Origin of the sequence: Synechococcus sp. MIT S1220 (assembly GCF_047303025.1) — a bacterium.
GTDB lineage: Bacteria > Cyanobacteriota > Cyanobacteriia > PCC-6307 > Cyanobiaceae > Parasynechococcus.
The window spans coordinates 2,425,737-2,445,198 of record NZ_CP138939.1; the positions used below are offsets into that span (position 1 = coordinate 2,425,737).

14 protein-coding genes are annotated in these 19,462 nt (G+C 49.9%); 11 read left to right on the forward strand and 3 right to left on the reverse strand.

Annotated elements, in window-relative coordinates:
• Positions 1-93: 93 nt before the first annotated feature.
• The gene (locus SIB64_RS12220) at positions 94-804 is read right to left on the reverse strand and encodes a 16S rRNA (uracil(1498)-N(3))-methyltransferase (protein WP_413440470.1); all 711 of its coding nucleotides are present in this window, start codon (positions 802-804) and stop codon (positions 94-96) included.
• Positions 805-921: 117 nt separating this feature from the next.
• On the opposite strand from SIB64_RS12220, the gene SIB64_RS12225 reads away from it, so the two are divergent.
• The 11 genes from SIB64_RS12225 to SIB64_RS12275 all read left to right on the forward strand — a co-directional run bounded on the left by SIB64_RS12225 (position 922) and on the right by SIB64_RS12275 (position 14,427).
• Positions 922-1,740 carry a J domain-containing protein gene (locus tag SIB64_RS12225; protein WP_413440471.1) on the forward strand — a complete coding sequence of 273 codons (819 nt, stop codon included), beginning with the start codon at positions 922-924 and terminating at the stop codon, positions 1,738-1,740.
• Between the two features lie 680 nt (positions 1,741-2,420).
• On the forward strand, positions 2,421-3,245 hold the full coding sequence (locus SIB64_RS12230; RefSeq protein ID WP_413440472.1) for a DUF481 domain-containing protein: 825 nt from the start codon (positions 2,421-2,423) through the stop codon (positions 3,243-3,245).
• A gap of 530 nt (positions 3,246-3,775) precedes the next feature.
• On the forward strand, positions 3,776-5,926 hold the full coding sequence (locus SIB64_RS12235; RefSeq protein WP_413440473.1) for a hypothetical protein: 2,151 nt from the start codon (positions 3,776-3,778) through the stop codon (positions 5,924-5,926).
• 364 nt (positions 5,927-6,290) lie between these two features.
• Positions 6,291-7,178: an LOG family protein gene (locus tag SIB64_RS12240; RefSeq protein ID WP_413440474.1), complete on the forward strand. Its 888-nt coding sequence runs from the start codon at positions 6,291-6,293 to the stop codon at positions 7,176-7,178.
• 130 nt (positions 7,179-7,308) lie between these two features.
• Positions 7,309-7,434, forward strand: coding sequence for a hypothetical protein (locus tag SIB64_RS12245; protein ID WP_413440475.1), 126 nt, complete (start codon positions 7,309-7,311; stop codon positions 7,432-7,434).
• Positions 7,435-7,440: 6 nt separating this feature from the next.
• The gene (locus tag SIB64_RS12250; RefSeq protein WP_413440476.1) at positions 7,441-8,877 is read left to right on the forward strand and encodes a sodium:solute symporter family transporter; all 1,437 of its coding nucleotides are present in this window, start codon (positions 7,441-7,443) and stop codon (positions 8,875-8,877) included.
• Positions 8,874-9,017 carry a hypothetical protein gene (locus SIB64_RS12255; protein WP_413440477.1) on the forward strand — a complete coding sequence of 48 codons (144 nt, stop codon included), beginning with the start codon at positions 8,874-8,876 and terminating at the stop codon, positions 9,015-9,017. The genes SIB64_RS12250 and SIB64_RS12255 overlap by 4 nt, the downstream gene beginning before the upstream one ends.
• 208 nt (positions 9,018-9,225) lie before the next feature.
• Positions 9,226-10,341, forward strand: coding sequence for an aspartate/ornithine carbamoyltransferase family protein (locus tag SIB64_RS12260; RefSeq protein WP_413440478.1), 1,116 nt, complete (start codon positions 9,226-9,228; stop codon positions 10,339-10,341).
• 10 nt (positions 10,342-10,351) lie between these two features.
• Positions 10,352-12,376 carry an asparagine synthase (glutamine-hydrolyzing) gene (asnB, locus tag SIB64_RS12265; protein WP_413440479.1) on the forward strand — a complete coding sequence of 675 codons (2,025 nt, stop codon included), beginning with the start codon at positions 10,352-10,354 and terminating at the stop codon, positions 12,374-12,376.
• Between the two features lie 99 nt (positions 12,377-12,475).
• Positions 12,476-13,756: a Zn-dependent hydrolase gene (locus SIB64_RS12270; RefSeq protein ID WP_413440480.1), complete on the forward strand. Its 1,281-nt coding sequence runs from the start codon at positions 12,476-12,478 to the stop codon at positions 13,754-13,756.
• Entirely contained in the window at positions 13,753-14,427 is a 675-nt protein-coding gene (locus SIB64_RS12275; RefSeq protein WP_413440481.1) for a DUF1028 domain-containing protein, read from the forward strand. Before SIB64_RS12270 ends, SIB64_RS12275 begins: the two co-directional genes overlap by 4 nt.
• A gap of 210 nt (positions 14,428-14,637) precedes the next feature.
• Here SIB64_RS12275 and SIB64_RS12280 read toward each other — a convergent pair whose 3' ends face one another.
• Positions 14,638-14,961, reverse strand: a complete 324-nt coding sequence (locus SIB64_RS12280) for a hypothetical protein (protein WP_413440482.1) — start codon at positions 14,959-14,961, stop codon at positions 14,638-14,640.
• Between the two features lie 56 nt (positions 14,962-15,017).
• On the reverse strand, positions 15,018-18,689 hold the full coding sequence (locus SIB64_RS12285; protein ID WP_413440483.1) for a hydantoinase B/oxoprolinase family protein: 3,672 nt from the start codon (positions 18,687-18,689) through the stop codon (positions 15,018-15,020).
• Positions 18,690-19,462: the final 773 nt, after the last annotated feature.

Below are 19,462 nucleotides of genomic sequence, written 5' to 3' on the forward strand. Positions count from 1 at the left end.
AATTGGCAGGAGAATTGACGCAAAATCAAGCTGAATCGCGAAGAAAGTTATCAGTAGATCGACTCGACTCTGGTCACAAGAGACCCTGGTCACTCAGAGGGTTTGGGCGAGAACACTCGTCACGGCCGTGTCAACACTGAGAATGCGCTGACCGAGATGTGCACGTTGCGCGATCACAGATTCGGCAAGACTGATTTCAAAAGGAACGAACCCACCCTCGGGTCCAACCATGACCACCGATGGAACACTCGCTGTCATCGTTAATGCCATGGGGGCACCATGATCAGCAAGCCAGCAAGGTCTTCCACCACAAAGGTCGGCCAATTCGTCTTCAACAAATGGGCGAAAGCGACGGTGAAAATGGATCTGGGGCAAGATCGTGTCGGAGGAACGGGACAGTCCGGCGCACAGGGCATCATGAACTTTGTTGCTGCTGAGCAGAGGAGTTTGCCAGTAGCTTTTCTCAACGCGGGCACTATTAATCAAATGAAGATTAGAGACACCAAATTCAGCGACAGTACGAAAGATCCGGCGTAACATTTTTGGCCGTGGCAACGCAATAATCAAATCAAGACGATGACGTGGTGGCGGCAATAAGCTGAGCCGAATCCTCAAACAAACGCCATTTTGATCCACTGAAGTAACCAAACCCTCGCCGATGCGTCCGCCAACAACACCAACGTGGACCAACTGCCCAACATCCGCATGAAGGACATTGCGTAGGTGAAGGAAACGATCATCACTTAAACGAACGTTGGAAGGATCAATCCATTGATCCTTCGGATGCAGCAAAATTAAATTCATGAACGTTCACGTCAGCCTTTATCACTCCCCCCAATCAGCCTTAGCGGAACAGTCAACCGCTTGCAGATCAAAGGGCAGGTAAGCTGGTTGGATCAAAGGTGGACCCTAAAACGGAACATGGGGTTCGATCCACGGAATTGGTCTCAAGCACAAAAGGTCCGTGCCCGTGATCGGGTCACAGGCAATATTGAAGATCTGATTGCAGAGAACGCTGCACTCCAACGGGAGATCCAGCAACTCAAGCGACGTGTCCACGGCCTTGAACGTCGGCTGTTGAGCCAGGAAAATTCACAAGGGAGGACAGATCGAACTTGGGACAGAACAGAACCCAGTGTTGATCAAATCACAGCGGTACAAATTCAGCGCTGGGGTGAGATCCTTCAGCAGCAACCACATTGGATCACCCTCGATCAACAACGTTTGCAACACCTCATTGAGGACCTGAATCGACAAAGCTTCCATAGCGACCTCAGCCTGGAACAACGACTTGAGCGACTCCAACCAGGTCTGGGTCAAAGCCTGGGCCGGGCGATGGGAACACCACGAACCAAAGCTGATTGGGCAGTGAGGGCCGCTTTCGCTCTCTATGGTGTTCGCTCGATGGAATGGCTTGACGAAGATCCGAAAAGAGTCGTTGATGAACTCCAGCGAAGGCAAGGGCAACGACGAAGCGGACGTCGAACAAGAAGCGATCGACGTGCCAGTGATCGAGATCCTTCAATGGACGACAATCCCCAGATGCAAACAAGGGTTCGAAACAAGGCAGAAGCAAACGCCGTACTCGGCGTAAAAGAGGGAGCCTCAGAACAAGACATCAAACAAGCGCATCGAAAGCTGGTGAAGAAACACCACCCAGACATGGGCGGATCTGCCGAGCAGTTTCGACGTGTCAATGAGGCCTATCAATATTTAATCCGCTTAACAACAAAAGATTGAAAATCGCTTTTTGCATCAATATTAGAAGTTTGACAATCGAAAAGCAAACACAATTCATTTATGCAAATACCTGACAGCAGTTGACTCCAACAAGGCAGCAGACACATCCTGACAGTAAAAAACGAGGAACAATGACTTCTTCAAATTCATACAAATATGATCCAGGAAATTTTAAAAATAAATGCTTCTAACCATCACAACCTCACTCAATAATATAGAAGCTTTATTGAACCAATCCGATCCAGGCAATCACCAAAAAAACATGATTATTATGTAGATCGCGAATGCGGCTCTGAGTCAGCATCATTCGTGGGAGAGCCAGAAAGCTGTAACTGAATCGAATATGTGCTGTCCAGGACATCAGCATGAAGAGAATTTAAAAGGACATGGGAAACACCATCACAAGACCAATGAATCAACGTAATCGCTGATCGGTAGAACAACCTTCAAGGAACGAAGAGAAGTAGCTTGAACAAGATTCGACTCCATCAGAACATCCAGATACAGATCACTGGTCTTTGCATATTTGTTTCTCCTCACCAGAGGGTTCGCCCTATGGAACTTCTGCTTTAGTGGGCAGATTGAATTCAACATTCAAATTGTATAGATCGTTACGAAAGAGCCTATGGATTCTTTTAGTCATCATCTACCCACAAAACCATGTTTGCAGGGCAGATACGGTGACGCTCCAAAATGGGGATATTTTGCACGGAATGATCAACCTTGAGGAAAGCAGCGATGATGTGGTTGTGATAACACACCCCCAGCTTGGCAAACTAAAACTGGATCGGTCTCAGCTGAAGACACGTCCTGAATACAAGTCGTGGCAAGGAAGTCTAGCGCTTGGAATGAATGGATCGAACACAGGGGGTGATCGAAGTGGAAGCAGTTCACTCACCACAAAATGGATCTACAAAAAAGATGTGCATCAATTCAAGATCGATGGTAATTGGAATTATGGTTTATCCCGTGATCAAGGCGATTCCGATATTTCTATAGACACAAATAAAGGTGGTCTCATACTGCGCTACGACCAACAACTTAATGATCGACTGACTGGATTTGCTTCCTCGGACTATTTGATGGATGCGATGAATACAGTCGGCGTGCATGACCAAACAATATCCGTGGGATTGGGCTACACTCTGTTTAAAAACAATCGTACGAACATTAAAGTTTCAATAGGCCCTTCTATACAGTCGTTGTTCGGTGGTAAAAAGTGCAATGAAGATTCACACTGTGGACGATCGTATTTGGCGAGCACCCTCACGACTGAAATCAACTGGCTCATTAATCAATATTTCTCCATAAACATCGTTGACAGACTATCAGGAGCATATGTCAATGGCATTACGCCATCGAATGTATTATCGGCCGCATTAAAAATTCGACCTGACTCTAACTCAAAAATATTCACAACCTTAAATCTACAAACCACGTACCAACCACTGCAAAGCCCAATAACCGATAATCACTTTTCAGCACATATCGGCACAGATTTATAATAAAAAATGAACACAACTTTTTAGAACTCAACAAAAAGAATCCATTAATCTCGTGACTTATTTTTTCACTCGATTTCAGCAAAAAAATTCGTCAGTGCTTCAGATTGCAAACAATTATCAGCCCTATGCCAGCAGCAATTCAAGAATAGTATCAACGAACAAAGAAAATAGAAATGCTGAATTAGCCAAGTACAAAACAACTAAAACATCAAAAATTTCTCTTTGTCAAAAATCATGGGGTCCATGGTTCGCCAGGATCAAACTCCAAATCACGAGATTTGGAAATCCTAAATGTTAGAAAAAGCGGTTTTGAAATGACGTTATTCAATTTTGTTTCATAGGGCTAACCAAAGAGTATTGACAGATTCATCCAGAAATCGAAAAAGCACTAGTCTTCACTAGAATGCGTCTACAGAACGTTATCCTTGCAGCATAACGATCGGAAAGCCGTTCTCCAGAATCAATCCTCATGAACCAGGGCTGATCCCACCCTTGCTGGCCTGCAAGAAAAAGCCGACTTCTCTAGCACTATGAATTCGACATTTCAACATCAGCATTGGACAGTTAAAAGTGAATTAGATGGTCGTCTGCGAATTCATCATCCTGGGCTAGCAAACTCGCCCGGCTTGAGAAGGCACTGTGGTGAAACGCTGAATCATGCTCGCTGGTTATACAGTCATCGCATCAATGCTGTTGCTTCAACAGTTGTTGTACGTTTTCCAAACCATGAACGTTCGAAGTTATTAGAGTTATTAGAACGGTGTTTCGTTGATCCTTTCTCCGATACAAGCCTCGAATTTGTTCTGTCACAAGAAAACCAGTTTGCAGACATATTCCGCAGGAAGCCTTTTCAAAATGCAATTAAAGCGGGAAGCATCTGCGCAATCATTTTAATTATTGATACCGCTTTCATTTTGCCGCCGTTGGCCATGCTATCAGCGGCAATAATTTTAAGCGGGCCAACGATTGCAGAACTCTTCAAAGAGATTCAAGAGCATTATGTTAATCAAAAACACAAGAATATTATCTTGCCCCATTCCGTTTTGGAAATCGCGCTATCAAGTACATTAATCGGCAGCGGTCTAGCAAAAGAGACCCTTGTTGATGGGTTATTTGGTAGTTCAACAAATGCACTTCGTGCTTTATCTCAAAGTACAGAAGGGGGGAATCCTGAATTCCATCATTTTATTGATCGTATCAAAGAGAACGTAATGATCAAAAATATACAGGAAAACTCAAGTACAACTAAAGAGTTAAAGCTTGGAGAAGTAAAGGAAGGAATGCATTTCAAAGTGGAGGAAGGTCAACATGTATTGGTCCACTCAGAGATTATTGAAGGAGAAGTTATTGTTGTCAATAGTTTACTTGACGGTTCTACTTTGCCATGTAGATACAAAAAAGGAGATCGGGTTGAATTTGGTGCAGCAATCATCAAAGGACAGGCACTTTGTAGGGTGCTTGAGGATTTTCAATCGTGCATAGCGTTCAAATTGGATGAAACATTCCTCTCGGATTGCTCACCTGGCACAGTAGAAACCTTCAACAGCTCAACATACCAAGTTATTGCTCCCCCAATTCAACTAGCACTTGGACTTTGGTCCCTAAGCCTGGGGTTGACTGAACGAGCCATTGGTTTCTTTGCTTTTAATCCATTTAAAGACAGTCAACTTTCAAAAGATTCATGTGCTGAGACAGCTCTTGTTGATATGGCCATCAACAAAGTATTCATTTCAGATGTTAGAACTCTTGCTGAATTATCCAAGGTCACTCGAGTTCTGATAAGCATCAATATGCTTAAAAAATGTGGATCCTTCTCAACAACAGAGAATCACACCGACCAGAACCTGAGCCCTGACTTTCTGCACCAACTTTTGTATTCTGTCGTCAATTTTTTTAAAGCAGACCCAACATTAATCTTTTGGGGAATATTTACGGAATTCAATTGCGTGCCATTGGCTATCGTTGATGTAATTGACGAATTAAAGCCAGAAGAAAAATGCTGCATATACACAGTCTATTTAGAAGAGATCAAAAATCCATACATTATCCGCTTTTACCGATCACACCAATGCAAAGATTCCTTCAAGCCCAGTGCAAATTTTGTCGCGGAATTTACACACGACTCTCAATCAATTGGAACTCTTGAAGTTAATTTTACTGTTGATGAGATCTATTCGGTCGTCTTCGAGCAGCTAAAATCAATCAATATTGATTTGCAGGTTATCGGCGATATTCATCATTTCACACCAGAAATAACCAATGAAGAAGCCTTCTCCAGAGCATCAATGGTCAAGAATCTTCAAAATGAAGGTCATAAAGTGGCATATCTGGGTGATGTTATCCATGACATCGCAGCGATGGCAAAAGCTGATGTGGCCATCGGTTTTGCAGAGGATACAACTGGCTTCATTTCAAAAACTCTCTGTGATGTGACATTAGGCGGAAATATCATGTGGTTGTCTCGCTTGATGTTGCTCAGTCGAAATTTCGAGAAGGCCGCTAATTTAAATTCTATTTTAATTACTGGATCAACATTAACTGCTGCGATGATCTCATTTATTGCAGCAGCCACTCCTCTTCAATTGGTTGCATTATTTAATATCGCACCTGTCATTGCCGAAATCAACACTTTAGTCGCTCTCTCAGGGCCATCCAGCTCCCGTTTTCAACAGTTGCAGTAAGTGCTCATGAAATTGAAAATTGCGACCGACAAACAAAAAGATCAAAACAATTGCAGCTCGATCAAGTAAATTTATCATCTGACGTCCTTGACTCACATTGATGAATTGGTACTATTTCTAGACACTAAAAGCAATTAATTCATTACAATTTCAAAATCAGAACGAAGATATTAATGCTTGAATCCTAAGGTCAGATTTTCAGAGGCAATATCTAATTCTATTCCATACCCAACAATTCAAAGCGAGCGAGATATTTTTCTTGATCTCAGCAACCAAGTCAAGGTTTTTTGTAACGTTTTCAACGTCAAAACGCAAGCAGATTTGTTTCTCTTCTTAGATACTTTCAATTGGGAATTGAATTGCAATGGGAGTTGAAACAAAGTACGTACAGGAGCAATCACCTAACGAAGACAATCAATTGGTAAACAATAATTTAAAGGCCATACTGAAGTCTCAGGCGTATCAGCTGGCTCATCAAGACCAAAACCTGATGGAATCTGATTCGATGCGAGGGGTTCGGATGCTTCTTGAGATCACAAAACCACAATTGCTGTTGGAACAACACCAGATCAACTCCACTGTCATTGTCTTTGGCGGCGTGCATGTCATCGAGAAGAACACTGCGATAAATAATCTTAATCTCACAAAAACCAAGCTTGAACAGGATCCCAACAGTGAAACTTTAAAACGACAATTTCAACGTGCTGAACGACTTTTAAAACTGTCCCCCTACTACGACGCTGCACGGGAGTTCGCACAACTTGTCTCGTCCAATTCAGCAGCAGATGGTCGAAGGCATGTGATCGTGACAGGTGGGGGTCCAGGCATCATGGAAGCAGCAAACCGTGGAGCCTTTGATGTCGGTGCTCAATCAATTGGTCTGAACATCACACTGCCAGTAGAACAACATCCAAACCCATACATTACGCCAGAATTATGCTTCCAATTTAACTATTTTTCACTGCAAAAATTCCACTTTGTCATGCGTTCAGCAGCAGCTGTCTTATTCCCAGGAGGGTTTGGAACATTGGACGAATTATTTGAAGTGCTCACCCTCCGACAAACCAACATGAAACGCAGCATGCCAATCATATTGTTTGGTCGGAACTATTGGTCTCAATTAATTAACTTTGACTTCCTAGCTGATTCAGGATTGATTACCGATGAGCATCTCAATCTCTTTGATTACGCAGAAACACCACTTGAAGCGTGGGAAAAAATTCGTGATTTCGATTACGCATCCCCGACGTGACGTATCTCGCAGACAAATAGCCCAAAGCCGACTCAACGTTCAGGCGAGCCTAGGCATCGCCACGAGATAAGAAGCGCCTGAACAGTGGGGTGGCAAGGTGTGAAGCATCCTCTCCAATGGAGCTTGTGGGATGAGTGAAACCTTATGGGCAGGGCTTGTCTTTGCTGCAGGTGCTCTGGTCACCGCTGCCACGGCAGCAATGATCTTCCAAGGGCACCGGACGACGCAACGCAGTAATGCAACAGAACGGAGCTAAGCCTTGATGCTGTTTGCAACGACACCCTTCCTGGCCCCCGGAATTGCCTGGATTCTGGTCGTGATTTTTTCCGTTCTCTGGATCGCCTTGGGCATCGCCTGGGGAAAAAAGGGAGATGGCGGGGCCGACGACTTCATGCTTGCCGGGCGAAATATTGGTTTATCCCTCAGCACTGCAACGCTGATGGCCTCATGGGTGACAGGGAACACAACCCTGCTGGCACCTGAATTTGGTTATCGAAACGGACTTTGGGGAATGTTCAGTTACGCCCTGGCGGGACTTGGTTTAATCCTCTTCGCACCGCTTGCGCTGCGGATCAAGCAATTGATGCCAAAAGGGCGGACGAGCGGTGACTTCATCAGATTGCGATACGGGCGCCTTGCCTGGGTGGTGTTCATGGTGATCACAGCTTTCTACACGCTTGGCTTCCTCATGACCCAGGCCATGGGAGCCGGCATCTTGCTGGAAGCACTTTCTGGCTTTGATTACCGGCTCGGCATGCTGGTGGTGATCGGCGTGTCAACTATTTACACGCTCTATGGCGGAATGCGTGCGGTCATTGGCACTGATTTCATCCAGTCCCTTCTGATCATGGGACTGCTGGTGCTTGTTGCAGTGCTGGCGTTTCGACAATTTCCCATCGATCTTGTTCACAGCCGACTCGTGGACAGTCATCCCGAACGACTCGATTTACTGCTGCCGGCCGGACTGTTAATCGCCTGGAACGGTGCGCTCCTCTCCATGGGTGAGGTGTTTCACAACAACATCTGGTGGTCACGCGTCTTTGCCAGCCGTCAGTCCGTCGTGATCCCATCGTTCGTGCTGGGAGGGCTCGCCTGGATGAGTGTGCCTCTGGTGACCGGCTCGATCGGGTTGGTAGCGCTGGCAAGAAATCTCGAACTGGAACAGGTGAACATGGTGTTTCCCGTGATGGCAGCCGATCTGTTGGGAGCTGGTGGCGCAGCTCTTGTTTTTGTTGTGGTGTTTGCTTCTCTCACCTCAACCCTGGATTCACTCCTGGCCTCAACTGCCGATCTGCTGGCTGAAGATGTCTTTCTTGGCCTGATCAAGCCAACAGCGACGGATGCTCAGCTGAAGCTGGCCACGCGGGGGATTGTGATCGGCCTGGCTATTGCAACCCTTGCGTTGTCATGGCCACGGTTGGATTCACTTCGCTCCGTTCTGTTCTTCACCGGAGCGCTTGTGGCATCAACAATCTGGCCAGTGGCATGCGGCCTTTACTGGAGATCAGCGAATCGGTATGGAGCCATCGCTGCGATGGTGACAGGCAGTGCCGCCGGGATCATGGCCTACGTGCTGATCGCTGACTACAGCGCTGCCATTTTTTCAGCGGCGGTTTCAGCGGCAGTCATGGCTGGTTGGAGCCTATTGAAACCAGAGTCCTATGCATGGACCCAATTGAATGAGGAGGTGACGGCATGAACCCGTTCGCAATGAGCTGGATCACCAATGCGAGCCTCTTTGCTTGGATCATCAACGGAAGCCAGATCGTCCTGGCGACAGCGGTGCTCACGTTATTGATAATATGGTGGGTAGAAGTGCGCAATGGACGGGTTTGGTGAAGGCAACGCCGCCAGCCTCAAAAACTGTTTGTGACGTACATAATTCCGCGAAAACGTAGTAACGCGACACCAAAAAACCATGAATTTGGTAAAGAAGGCCACAAACAGTGGACGTGGCCTTCAGCATTGATTAACGGTGAATAGACATCGTTTCGTCCCCTCATCGACAGGTTGAGCCACGTGTTCAATTTGACCATGGGGAATGCTTATGCTCGAAATCCAAACCTGTGTGCTCGAACGGGACAGCTCGCCCATTCGATTTGCACCCTTGGGTCCGGACGTTTTCGGTCACAACCAACCGCAGCTGCTGCTCGGAACGATCGAAGAACATGGCGAGGCTCTCCTGGACCTCGTTGATCAGCATGTCGTCTCGATCATGCCGTTTCGGCCTGAAACGCTCTTGCAGCTGTTTCGGCTAGCCGCCAAATATGAAAGCAATCCAAGTCGTTACATCAGACACAACACGCCTCTGACCGGAAAAATATTAATCAACGCCTTTTACGAACCAAGCACGCGAACCAGGCTGTCATTTGACAGTGCCTGGCACAGGCTGGGTGGTGATTCGATCAACATCACAGACCGCAGTACAACTGGCTTGGCGAAGGGAGAAACACTTGAGGATGTTGCTCATATGTTTAACAACTACGGAGATTGTGTGGTCCTCCGTGACAGCGACCCAGATGCTGTTTACAAGATGTCGACGTCATTGAGAATCCCGATCATCAATGCAGGCAATGGCATCGATGAACATCCCACACAAGCCATGGCCGATCTCTACACCATCTTGAAATGGCGTCCACGATTGGCTTTGCCGGATGTTGATCCCGCTGATCAGATCAGACTGGGCATCATTGGAGTGCCATCACGAATGCGCACGCTGCGTTCACTTCTACGTATTATCTCAAAATTTCCTGGAATCATTAAAGAAGTGGTGGTTATTCACGATCCCCAAATGGATCCAGAAGAGAGTTTGTTTGATGATGGTGAAAGAGAGCAGCTGGAGCGCGCCGGATTAATCATTCGTGTCAGCGATGATCTCCATGGAGAGATCCCCGAATTGGATGTCACCTACATCAACACGATCGCTTGGGTCGGAGACAGCTACGAGGTTCACGGTAACCGTTTCCGATTAACCCGTGATCTCCCTTTCAAAGAGGAATCCATTGTTCTGCATCCACTGGCACGGGGAGCGGAATTAAGCACGTGTCTGGATGACACGCCGCACAATTGGTATTTCAGTCAGGCCCGTGGTGCTGTTTTCCTGAGAATGGCTTTGCTCACTTGCATGGTCGACAGGGCCGATCGTGTGATGGATGTGATCTGAGGAAAGAATTATGTGCGGTATTGGAGGAATTTTCAGAACACGGCCAGACGATTGCATCGACCCCCAACTGTTGGTGAACATGGCTGCCATTCAGGCTCACAGGGGCCCGGATGGATTCGGTGTCGAAACCCTGGATGAAAGTGGTGTCGGATTTTGCCATGCTCGTCTTTCGATCATTGATCTTGAGGGGAACAGAGCGCGGCAGCCTTTTCGAAGTGATGATGGTCAGATTCTTATGGCCCACAATGGTGAGTTTTACGACTTCCAGCGCATCCGCGCCGACCTCACAGCCTGTGGGGTGAAATTCAACACCAAAAGTGACTCTGAAATCCTATTGAGGTTGTATCAGAAGCAAGGTCTACAAAAAACTCTGCCCCTGCTTCGAGGAGAATTTGCATTCGCTTTGTTTGATCGTGACCAGGATTGTTTATACCTTGTACGCGATCGTTTCGGAATCAAACCGCAATATTGGTCCTTAACGGAAGATGGCTTGATTTTTGGCTCAGAACTAAAAGTCCTCTTCGCGCATCCAGCTGTTGAGCGCCGCTTTACATCGGTAGGTTTATTCCATCAACTCATGCAAACGATGGTGCCAGGAACCACCGCCTTTGAAGGGGTTCATCAAGTCAAGCCTGGACATGTTGTGAAAGTGCAGCGCACTAACGAAAAATTAGAAGTTTCAGAATGGAAATATTGGGATGTTGATTTTCCAAGACAGGAAGAACGAAATCAGAGTCTCGACGAACAGCATCATATTGCCGCAATACGTAAGGCTCTACTTGAGGCCGTTGAGTTGAGGATGGTGGCAGATGTCCCCGTTGGTTGTTATTTATCTGGTGGAATCGACAGTTGCTCCATCCTGGGACTCGCCTCCGCTGTGAGCCAGAGTCCAGTGAAAGCCTTCACGATTGGCTTCGACGACAAACGCTATGACGAATCACCGATTGCCAAAGAAATGGCAGATGCCACCGGTGCTCAACAGGATGTGATGCGTTTATCTGGACAAGAGCTGTATGGACATATGGAGCAAACGATCTGGCATGCAGAGCGCACGATTTACAACACTCTTGCCGTTGCCAAATATCTAATGAGTCGCCACGTCAATGCTGTTGATTACAAAGTTGTGATGACTGGCGAAGGTTCAGATGAATTGTTTGGAGGCTATCCAGCCTTTCGACGAGACATGTTTCTGCACGGATTGGATGACATGCCGTTGCAAGATCGCGCAGCGTGGGAGGAACTTCTGCAACAGTCCAATGCCCTAGTGCAGGGGGCCATGCTTGCAGCCGATGAAGTGAATGATCCGGACATCGCATCCGTGGTTGGCTTCACACCGAGCTGCCTGCAGCCATGGCTGGCCTGTGCTCCCGAGGTGCCGGCTCTGCTGTCGCAATCGCACCGCGACAACCTTGGGGATTACTCACCAGGGCGGGCCATCGCAGAGCAACTGGATCGCGATCAGCTCGAAGGCCGCCATGCACTCGACAAAGCTCAGTACGTCTGGATCAAAACGATGTTGGAGGGGCAGATCCTGACCTGGGGAGGCGACCGCGTGGATATGGCGAATTCAATGGAGGCCAGGCCTGCCTTCCTGGATCACCACCTTGCGGCCGTCGCGGTCCAGGTGCCCCCGGAGCTACGGATCAAGGGCAAAACCGAAAAATACGTGCTCAGAGAAGCCATGGCAGGACTGCTTCCTGAGGTGCTCTACCAGCGCGAAAAATTTGCCTTTATGGCTCCACCCGCTCACACCGAGCCTGAGAAGTGGGAGCAAATGAAAAGGCTCGCCGCTGATTACCTCAGCGATGCCTCGATTGAGGAAGCCGGTCTCCTTGACAAGGCTGGGGTGAAGGAACTCTTCGAACGCCATGAAGACCCCAAGACATCCGATGCAGATCGTGTGCAAATGGACGCTCTGATCAATCATCTCTTAGGTGTTCAGATGCTGCATCGCCTGTTCGTCGAGAACGACGTTCCCGCTCAGGCACAACAAATGGCAGAGGACTTGGACTGGAAAGTGCCAGTCAAGGCCTGAACAGGCGAAAATTTCCTTCGAGCATCAAGAAAGTCTTCTTTGATACCAATCCCAAGGGATTTTCAGGCGAAATTGTTACTGACCTGTAGGAACAATTCTTTGCCTGCTCAGCTGACTGAACTGAAACGCCCTACAAACACTCAGTCAGCGCAAGGATCTTACAAAATTAATGGCTCACGACTAGTCCAGTTTCTCGATGAGATGGCTTCCATCGGGGCGCAACCAGACGGCAGTGTTTCCCGTCGAGGGTTTAGCGAAACCGACATATTGGGCCGAAAGCGCATGGCGGAATGGATGCGGCAGAGCGGACTGGCCGTACGGATTGATCCCGCAGGAAACCTGATTGGAAGGCTTGAGGGCTCCGATGCTGGATTACCGGCACTCATGACCGGCTCCCATCTCGACACGGTGCCAACCGGCGGTCGTTTTGATGGAGTTCTCGGTGTTCTGGCTGGATTGGAAGTGGCAATGACCCTGCAAGATCTCGGCCTGAAACTGCGCCACACGCTTGAAGTTGTGGTGTTTGCAGATGAGGAATCAACCATGATCGGTTGCAAAGGGATGGCAGGAACCGCCTCATCCGATCCAGCGGAATTCGTCACCAGCAGCCGCACTCCAATTCAGACCAATCTTGAGAAACTTGGCGGCCAATGGTCCGAGCTTCCCTCTGCTCGGCGCTCAGATGGTGCGATTGCAGCCTTCCTGGAATTACATGTAGAGCAGGGTGCCGTTCTGCAGAGCAGACATGATGTGATCGGTGTCGTGGACGGTGTCGTGGGGCAACGGCGGTTCACAATCACCATCGAAGGGCAAGCCAACCATGCTGGAACGACACCGATGTCGGCACGCTGCGATGCCCTCGCTGCCGCTGCCCAGGTGATCCTTGGCGTGCAGACCATGGCCTTGAACCACCCGGGTGACCCAGTCGCAACTGTGGGACGGATTCAGATTGCGCCCAACGCCGCCAATGTCGTCCCAGGTTCAGCTGAACTCACCGTTGATGTACGTGATCTCGACCCAGGGGTTCTTGATGAACTCACTGAAACGTTGATGAACTTGCTCGAACGCATTGGGGAGACGTCTGGTTGCGCAATCTCTCTTGATCCACAATTCAAAGTTGAACCCACACCAGCTCACAGAACCGTCCAGATGGCAATCCGAGCCTCCGCCGAAGCTCTTGGCTTGCCAACATCAGATCTACCGAGCCGGGCCAGTCATGACGCACAGGAGATGGGCCGCCGTTGGCCCATGGGCATGATTTTTGTGCCAAGCCGTGATGGCTTGAGCCATTCGGCAAAAGAATTCACAGAGCCAGATCATTGCATTGATGGCACCAACGTTCTACTGAACTCTTTGCTGCGTTTGGATCGAGCACTATGACCTATTCGATCCTGGCGAAAGACCCGAAAAACGGACGTTTTGGAGTTGCAGTTGCCAGTGTTCATCTGGCGGTCGGCTCAACTGTTCCGCATATTCGTTCGGGCATCGGAGCTGTAGCCACACAAGCTCACACCAATCCTTATCTGGGAATTTGCGGACTAGAGCGCCTCGAAAACGGAGACAATGCTGAGTCGGTGTTAGCCAGTCTTTTGGATGATGATCAGGATCGTGAACGACGACAGTTTCATCTGATTGATGCAAACGGACGAACCAGCGGATGGACCGGACAAGACTGTACCGGCTGGGCAAATCATCTCTGCGACCAGAATCTTTCTGTTGCTGGAAATTGTCTCGCTAATAATGTCGTATTGGAACGTATGCAAAAAACCTTTCTTGACTCTGATCCCACCTGGAAACTTGGCCGAAGACTGATGAAAGCGCTACTGGCCGGAGAGCATGCAGGGGGAGATCATCGTTCGGAACGAGCCACTTCAGCGGCAATCCAAATCAGTGGTGAGTCTGCATTTCCATTGCTCGACCTAAGAATCGACTTCCGGAATAATGCCGTTGATGAGCTGAGCGAGTTATACCAACGAAGCCAAGATCAATGGGCCCAGCAATGGCGCAATGAACTAGCCGATCTCAAAACATTGAATCGTTTCGTCGCATGAACACAACAATCAACATAGATAACACTTACAAATGCCAAAAAAATCACCATAAATTCACCCCTCATCGAATTATCTATTGGGTGAATATCCCTCCCCATCTCTGACTACTTAAAAATCTACCAACCTAAGATTTCTACGTTCAATCCATTCTCTCCAAGGTCCAACCCTGATCCCTCGCAGGACGAAAGCAGCAAGATTGCCACTCAAGAATCAGCAATGCTCAAAGATGCCGGGTGTTGCGTGGTCAGGATCGATGCTGGGATTCGTCATCTTGTTCAAATAGGCACGATCAGCTTCTTGCATCGCCTGAAACTCATCTTGGAACCAGCAGCCATACATCAAATTCAGAACACGCTCTACATCCAATTCACGGTCGCCAACATCCTGCCAGAGCCTTCTGGACAGCTCATTGTCGGCCAACTGAAATTGAGCTATAGCCAAATTGCGTGCACAGGAGAAATACACCTCCTGCTCACGTTGGGCCGGCGATTCGTACCGCAGCAATCGGCTCTGAAGGGTGTGCAGGAATGACATAGCTCTGATTCATCTCTCACCAGACTGGGTAGCAACGACGACAAATTCAATCAGCGTTAATGCTGATGTAACCCATAACCACCGCCACCAGGAGTCAGAAGCCGAATCGCTTCCCCAGCTCGCAGCTGCAGGTGAACACATCCCGGCAGAACCTGCACATCTCCATCTTTGAGCAGCAACTCAGTGCGGCCACTGGCCCCTGGATCTCCACCCTCAAGTCCAAAAGGAGCCACACGACGGGATCCACAGATCAGCGAAACATCCATGGGTTCCAGAAATCGCAAGGTTCGGACCAAACCATCACCACCACACCACAGGCCAGGTCCGCCACTGCCCGAGCGGTACGCGAATTCCTCAAGCCGCACCGGATAGCGATCCTCCAGAACTTCCGGATCGGTGAGCCTTGAATTGGTCATGTGGCTCTGCAACCCCATGCTCCCGCAAAACCCTTTCCCCGCTCCGCCGCCCCCAGCCACGGTTTCGTAGTACTGGCATCGGCGATTCCCGAAGCTGAGATTGTTCATCGTGCCCTGGCTAGCGGCTTGAACGCCAAAGGCACCAAACAACAGATTGCACAGCACCTGGGACACCTCCACATTGCCTGCCACCACTGCTGCGGGAGGCAGCGGATTCAACATCGAGCCCAGTGGAACCTTGAGCTCAAGCGGTGCAAAACAACCCTCATTCAAAGGAATATCCACATCAAGCAAGGAACGGATCACATAGAGAACAGCAGCCTTGGTGACCGCAAGTGGTGCGTTGAAATTGTCGGATCGCTGATCCGATGTGCCCGTGAAATCCACACAGAGCTTCTGCCGTTTTCGATCCGCACTGAGGCTCACCGAGAGATGGGAGCCGTCATCGAGTTCTGCGATGAATTGAGCATCCGAAACACGCTCCAGCAAACGGATGACACTTGCTGACGCCTGCTGCTGGAGAGCATCCATCTGTTGCTGCACTTCCTGCTCCCCCACACGGCCCACAAGTCGAAGCAATCCGTCCACTCCGGCTTGATTGGCGGCAACTTGAGCCTGCAGATCAGCCAGCAGTTCCTTCGGATTGCGTGGAGGATGTGGCAAAGCTGAGCAAAGAGCCTCCCAGTCGGCCTCTAGGAGCGCACTGCGGCGCACAAACAGCACATTGCGCAGCAGCAGCCCCTCATCCTCGATGCTGGAACTGAAGGACGGCATCGAACCGGGAGTCATTCCGCCGACATCAACGTGGTGACCACGACTGGCGACGTAGAAGCTCGGCGCTGGGCCACTGCAGAACACGGGTGTGATCGCCGTGATGTCTGGCAGGTGTGTGCCGCCGTGGAACGGGTCATTGGTGAGAACCGTATCCCCAGGCTCAAGCGGCCCAAAGGAAGACGCGCCGATTTGACCAAGCAGGTCCTTGACGCTTTCCCCCATTGACCCCAGATGCACGGGGATGTGAGGAGCATTCGCAACAAGTTCACCCCGTTGGTTGAAGAGAGCGCAGGAGAAATCAAGCCGTTCTCGAATGTTCACCGAGCGGCTGCTCAGCCGTAAACGCTCGCCCATCTGCTCAGCGATCGCCATGAAACGGTGGCGAAACAACTCCGGGTGAGCAGGATCCGCGCGTTCACCCTGTCCTAGGGGCAAGGAAGGTGGATCCACAGGATCCCTGGTTAAGACAAGGGAGGCTCCTGGATCGACCCGCAATGTCCAGCCGGGCTCCAGAACTGTGCAACCGGTGGCTTCCGCGATCAGGGCAGGCCCCTCAAGGCAGGCACTGATAGGAAGGGCATGTCGTTCAAAGACAGGGACAGGCTGCCAGCCAAAGCCCCGGAGATACTGACTGATCTCGGTATCAGCGACCGGGGCCTGAACCCGCGGCGCCTCGCACTGGATCTCCGCTGGTGTGTATTGCTGTGGAGCAGCTTGATCCACACTCAGCATCTCGACGATCAGGCACTGATCGGCATCGATGCAGTAGCCGAAACGCTTTTGGTGGCTGCGTCGAAAAGAATCCAGCAGTCCATCAAGATCGCAATCGCTGGTCCAGGGGATCGTGAGGCTCTGATCTGATGAGGGGTAGCGAAGGTCAAGGCTGATCCAGCACCGCTCCAGAGACGCTCCGTTCGCAAGCAGATCGCCTTGCTCGAGAAACTCTTGATGGATCCCACGCTGCAGATGCTCCACCGTGTGCGGAATGCTTTGAAGCAACTGCGGTGTCAACGGTTGACCCAAGTGACGTTGCCGTCGCCGGCGCTGACGGGCCTGGCCCATGCCGTAAGCCGACAACACGCCAGCCATCGGATGCAGCAAAACAGACGCCAATCCGAGTTCTTCAGCAAGCCTGCAGGCGTGTTGACCACCAGCACCGCCGTAGGCCACCAACACACCGCCGCGAACATCCTGACCCCGATGCAAGGAAATCCTTCGGATCGCATCAGCCATCCGTTCGATCGCTAGCTGCAGGGCCGCTTCGGCCAACTGTTCAGCAGAGCGCTGCAATTGATTCGCCAACTGATTGAACCGATCACGGACCACATCCAGATCAGGTGGTTGGTTTCCCTGTGCACCAAACACAGCAGGGAAACGATCCACTTGCAACCGGCCAAGCAACAGGTTGGCATCGGTGATCGTGAGCGGTCCGCCAGCGCGATAACAGGCCGGACCAGGGCGGGCCCCTGCCGATCGAGGTCCGACCAACAATCGATCGTCTTGACAATGCAAAACCGAGCCACCTCCAGCGGCGACGGTTTCGATCGGCAAGCGAGTGGAAAGCAGCTTCAGACCAGCGATTTCGGTCTGCTCCTGGAGCTGCTGAAGCGCTCCGCCATCCGCACTGGACACGCAAAAGACGTCCGTGGAGGTTCCCCCCATGTCGAAACCCAGAACCGGCACGTCCCGAAAACCGGCGGACCGGGCTGCAGCGATAGCACCAACCATCCCAGCCGCAGGACCGGAAAGGATCGTGTCTTTGGCCAACAGCCCGGAAGCGGGCAGCAAGGCACCGCTGGAGGTCATCACCCGCAGGGGGGTGGAGCGACCAAGAGCAACCTGGACTTGGCGGAGATATGCATTCAAGACTGGAGCAATAGCTGCCTCAACAAGGGCCGTCTGACCTCGCGGGATCAACCGTGCTTGAACACTCACTTCATGGGAACAAACCACAGATGTGAAGCCAAGCGTCTTCAACAGCGCAGCAACCTCCCGCTCATGGCTGGCATTGCGATGGGCGTGGAGAAAGGCCACAACGCAGTGGTTAATGCCCGCCTCCAGTAGCGCCAGAAGACGGCGACGTCGATCAGCGTCGAACCGAACCGGTTCAAGCTCGTCACCCTGAGCATCGAGTCGACCGGGACACTCAAGAACCTCAGTGACCAGCCACGTTGCCGTTGGCTGGTCCAACGCGAAGAGATCGGAGCGGTGTTGATCGCCGATCCGAAGCGCGTCAGCGAAACCAACATTGGTGATCAGAAGCAAGGGAACTCCATTGCCCTCGAGCAACGCATTGGTGGCAACGGTGGTGCCAAGCCGAACGCCATCGACCAAGCCAATGGGCAAGGGATCGGAAGAAGGGCAACCAATGACACGACGCATCGCCGCCACTGCCGGGTCGTCCACAAGCCCCTCCGACAACACTTTCTGAACATGCAGTGAGCCATCGGGCGCACACCCGATCAAATCGGTAAAAGTGCCGCCTCGATCAATCCAGAAGTGCCACCCCATAACTAGGCGGGTGCTAAGTGAGACCATTCACTGGATAACACGACCGAGAAATCAACCGACAGACCGATCATTCAATCAAAACAACTAAAACGTCAAACATGAATGCAACGAAACTCGAATACGCATGACTGACCACCAAACTTAGAAACAAAAAATCTAACAATCAAAAACCAGGCAATTATGGAAAGCTATAAAAGCAAAACTTCAAAACATAGCATTAGCAATCACGCTTCCGAACCAGACAATTGGCGCAATCCGCGCCGAAGATGCTTCCTGATCTCCTCGACAACAGCCGGATTCGCATCCTGGGCATGACTCAAAATACCTAGATCCTTACAGATTCCCTCATTGCAGTAATAGGCAGAAAAACGACCATCAGACGTTGCAGTTATCCATTCCCAATGAATAGAGGATAGAAGAATGTCGTCAAAATGAGCCAAATACCACAAAGCCACAATCCTCCTCTAAATCAACTAAAAGACAACACCAAACCTTGTCAGAGAGGGCCTGCGCCAGCTTCACGGCGCTTAATACCTAGGCAAGAAAAAATACGGTAAGCCCGGAAACACCCAACAAAGAAGCGACCAAAGTCGGCATGATTTCCAGCTCAATTCACCAAGAAGGATGGCAGCTATTTCCGTTTACTCTTACGATCATCAACGTATCAGACAACATTAAACATAAAGCCTGCTGGCAAACCAAAAGCGCAAGACAAAACCAATCCAAAGAAAAAAATTGAATCAAAAGCTTTAATGTTTTATCAAAAAGGCAAATAAAACAAAGAGAGCAAACCGTCTGTC

Coding starts and splice junctions, on each gene's coding strand:
- SIB64_RS12220 (WP_413440470.1), bottom strand. CDS start 804: ATGAATTTAATTTTGCTGCATCCGAAGGATCAATGGATTGATCCTTCC.
- SIB64_RS12225 (WP_413440471.1), top strand. CDS start 922: ATGGGGTTCGATCCACGGAATTGGTCTCAAGCACAAAAGGTCCGTGCC.
- SIB64_RS12235 (WP_413440473.1), top strand. CDS start 3,776: ATGAATTCGACATTTCAACATCAGCATTGGACAGTTAAAAGTGAATTA.
- SIB64_RS12240 (WP_413440474.1), top strand. CDS start 6,291: ATGGGAGTTGAAACAAAGTACGTACAGGAGCAATCACCTAACGAAGAC.
- SIB64_RS12245 (WP_413440475.1), top strand. CDS start 7,309: ATGAGTGAAACCTTATGGGCAGGGCTTGTCTTTGCTGCAGGTGCTCTG.
- SIB64_RS12250 (WP_413440476.1), top strand. CDS start 7,441: ATGCTGTTTGCAACGACACCCTTCCTGGCCCCCGGAATTGCCTGGATT.
- SIB64_RS12255 (WP_413440477.1), top strand. CDS start 8,874: ATGAACCCGTTCGCAATGAGCTGGATCACCAATGCGAGCCTCTTTGCT.
- SIB64_RS12260 (WP_413440478.1), top strand. CDS start 9,226: ATGCTCGAAATCCAAACCTGTGTGCTCGAACGGGACAGCTCGCCCATT.
- asnB (WP_413440479.1), top strand. CDS start 10,352: ATGTGCGGTATTGGAGGAATTTTCAGAACACGGCCAGACGATTGCATC.
- SIB64_RS12275 (WP_413440481.1), top strand. CDS start 13,753: ATGACCTATTCGATCCTGGCGAAAGACCCGAAAAACGGACGTTTTGGA.
- SIB64_RS12280 (WP_413440482.1), bottom strand. CDS start 14,961: ATGTCATTCCTGCACACCCTTCAGAGCCGATTGCTGCGGTACGAATCG.
- SIB64_RS12285 (WP_413440483.1), bottom strand. CDS start 18,689: ATGGTCTCACTTAGCACCCGCCTAGTTATGGGGTGGCACTTCTGGATT.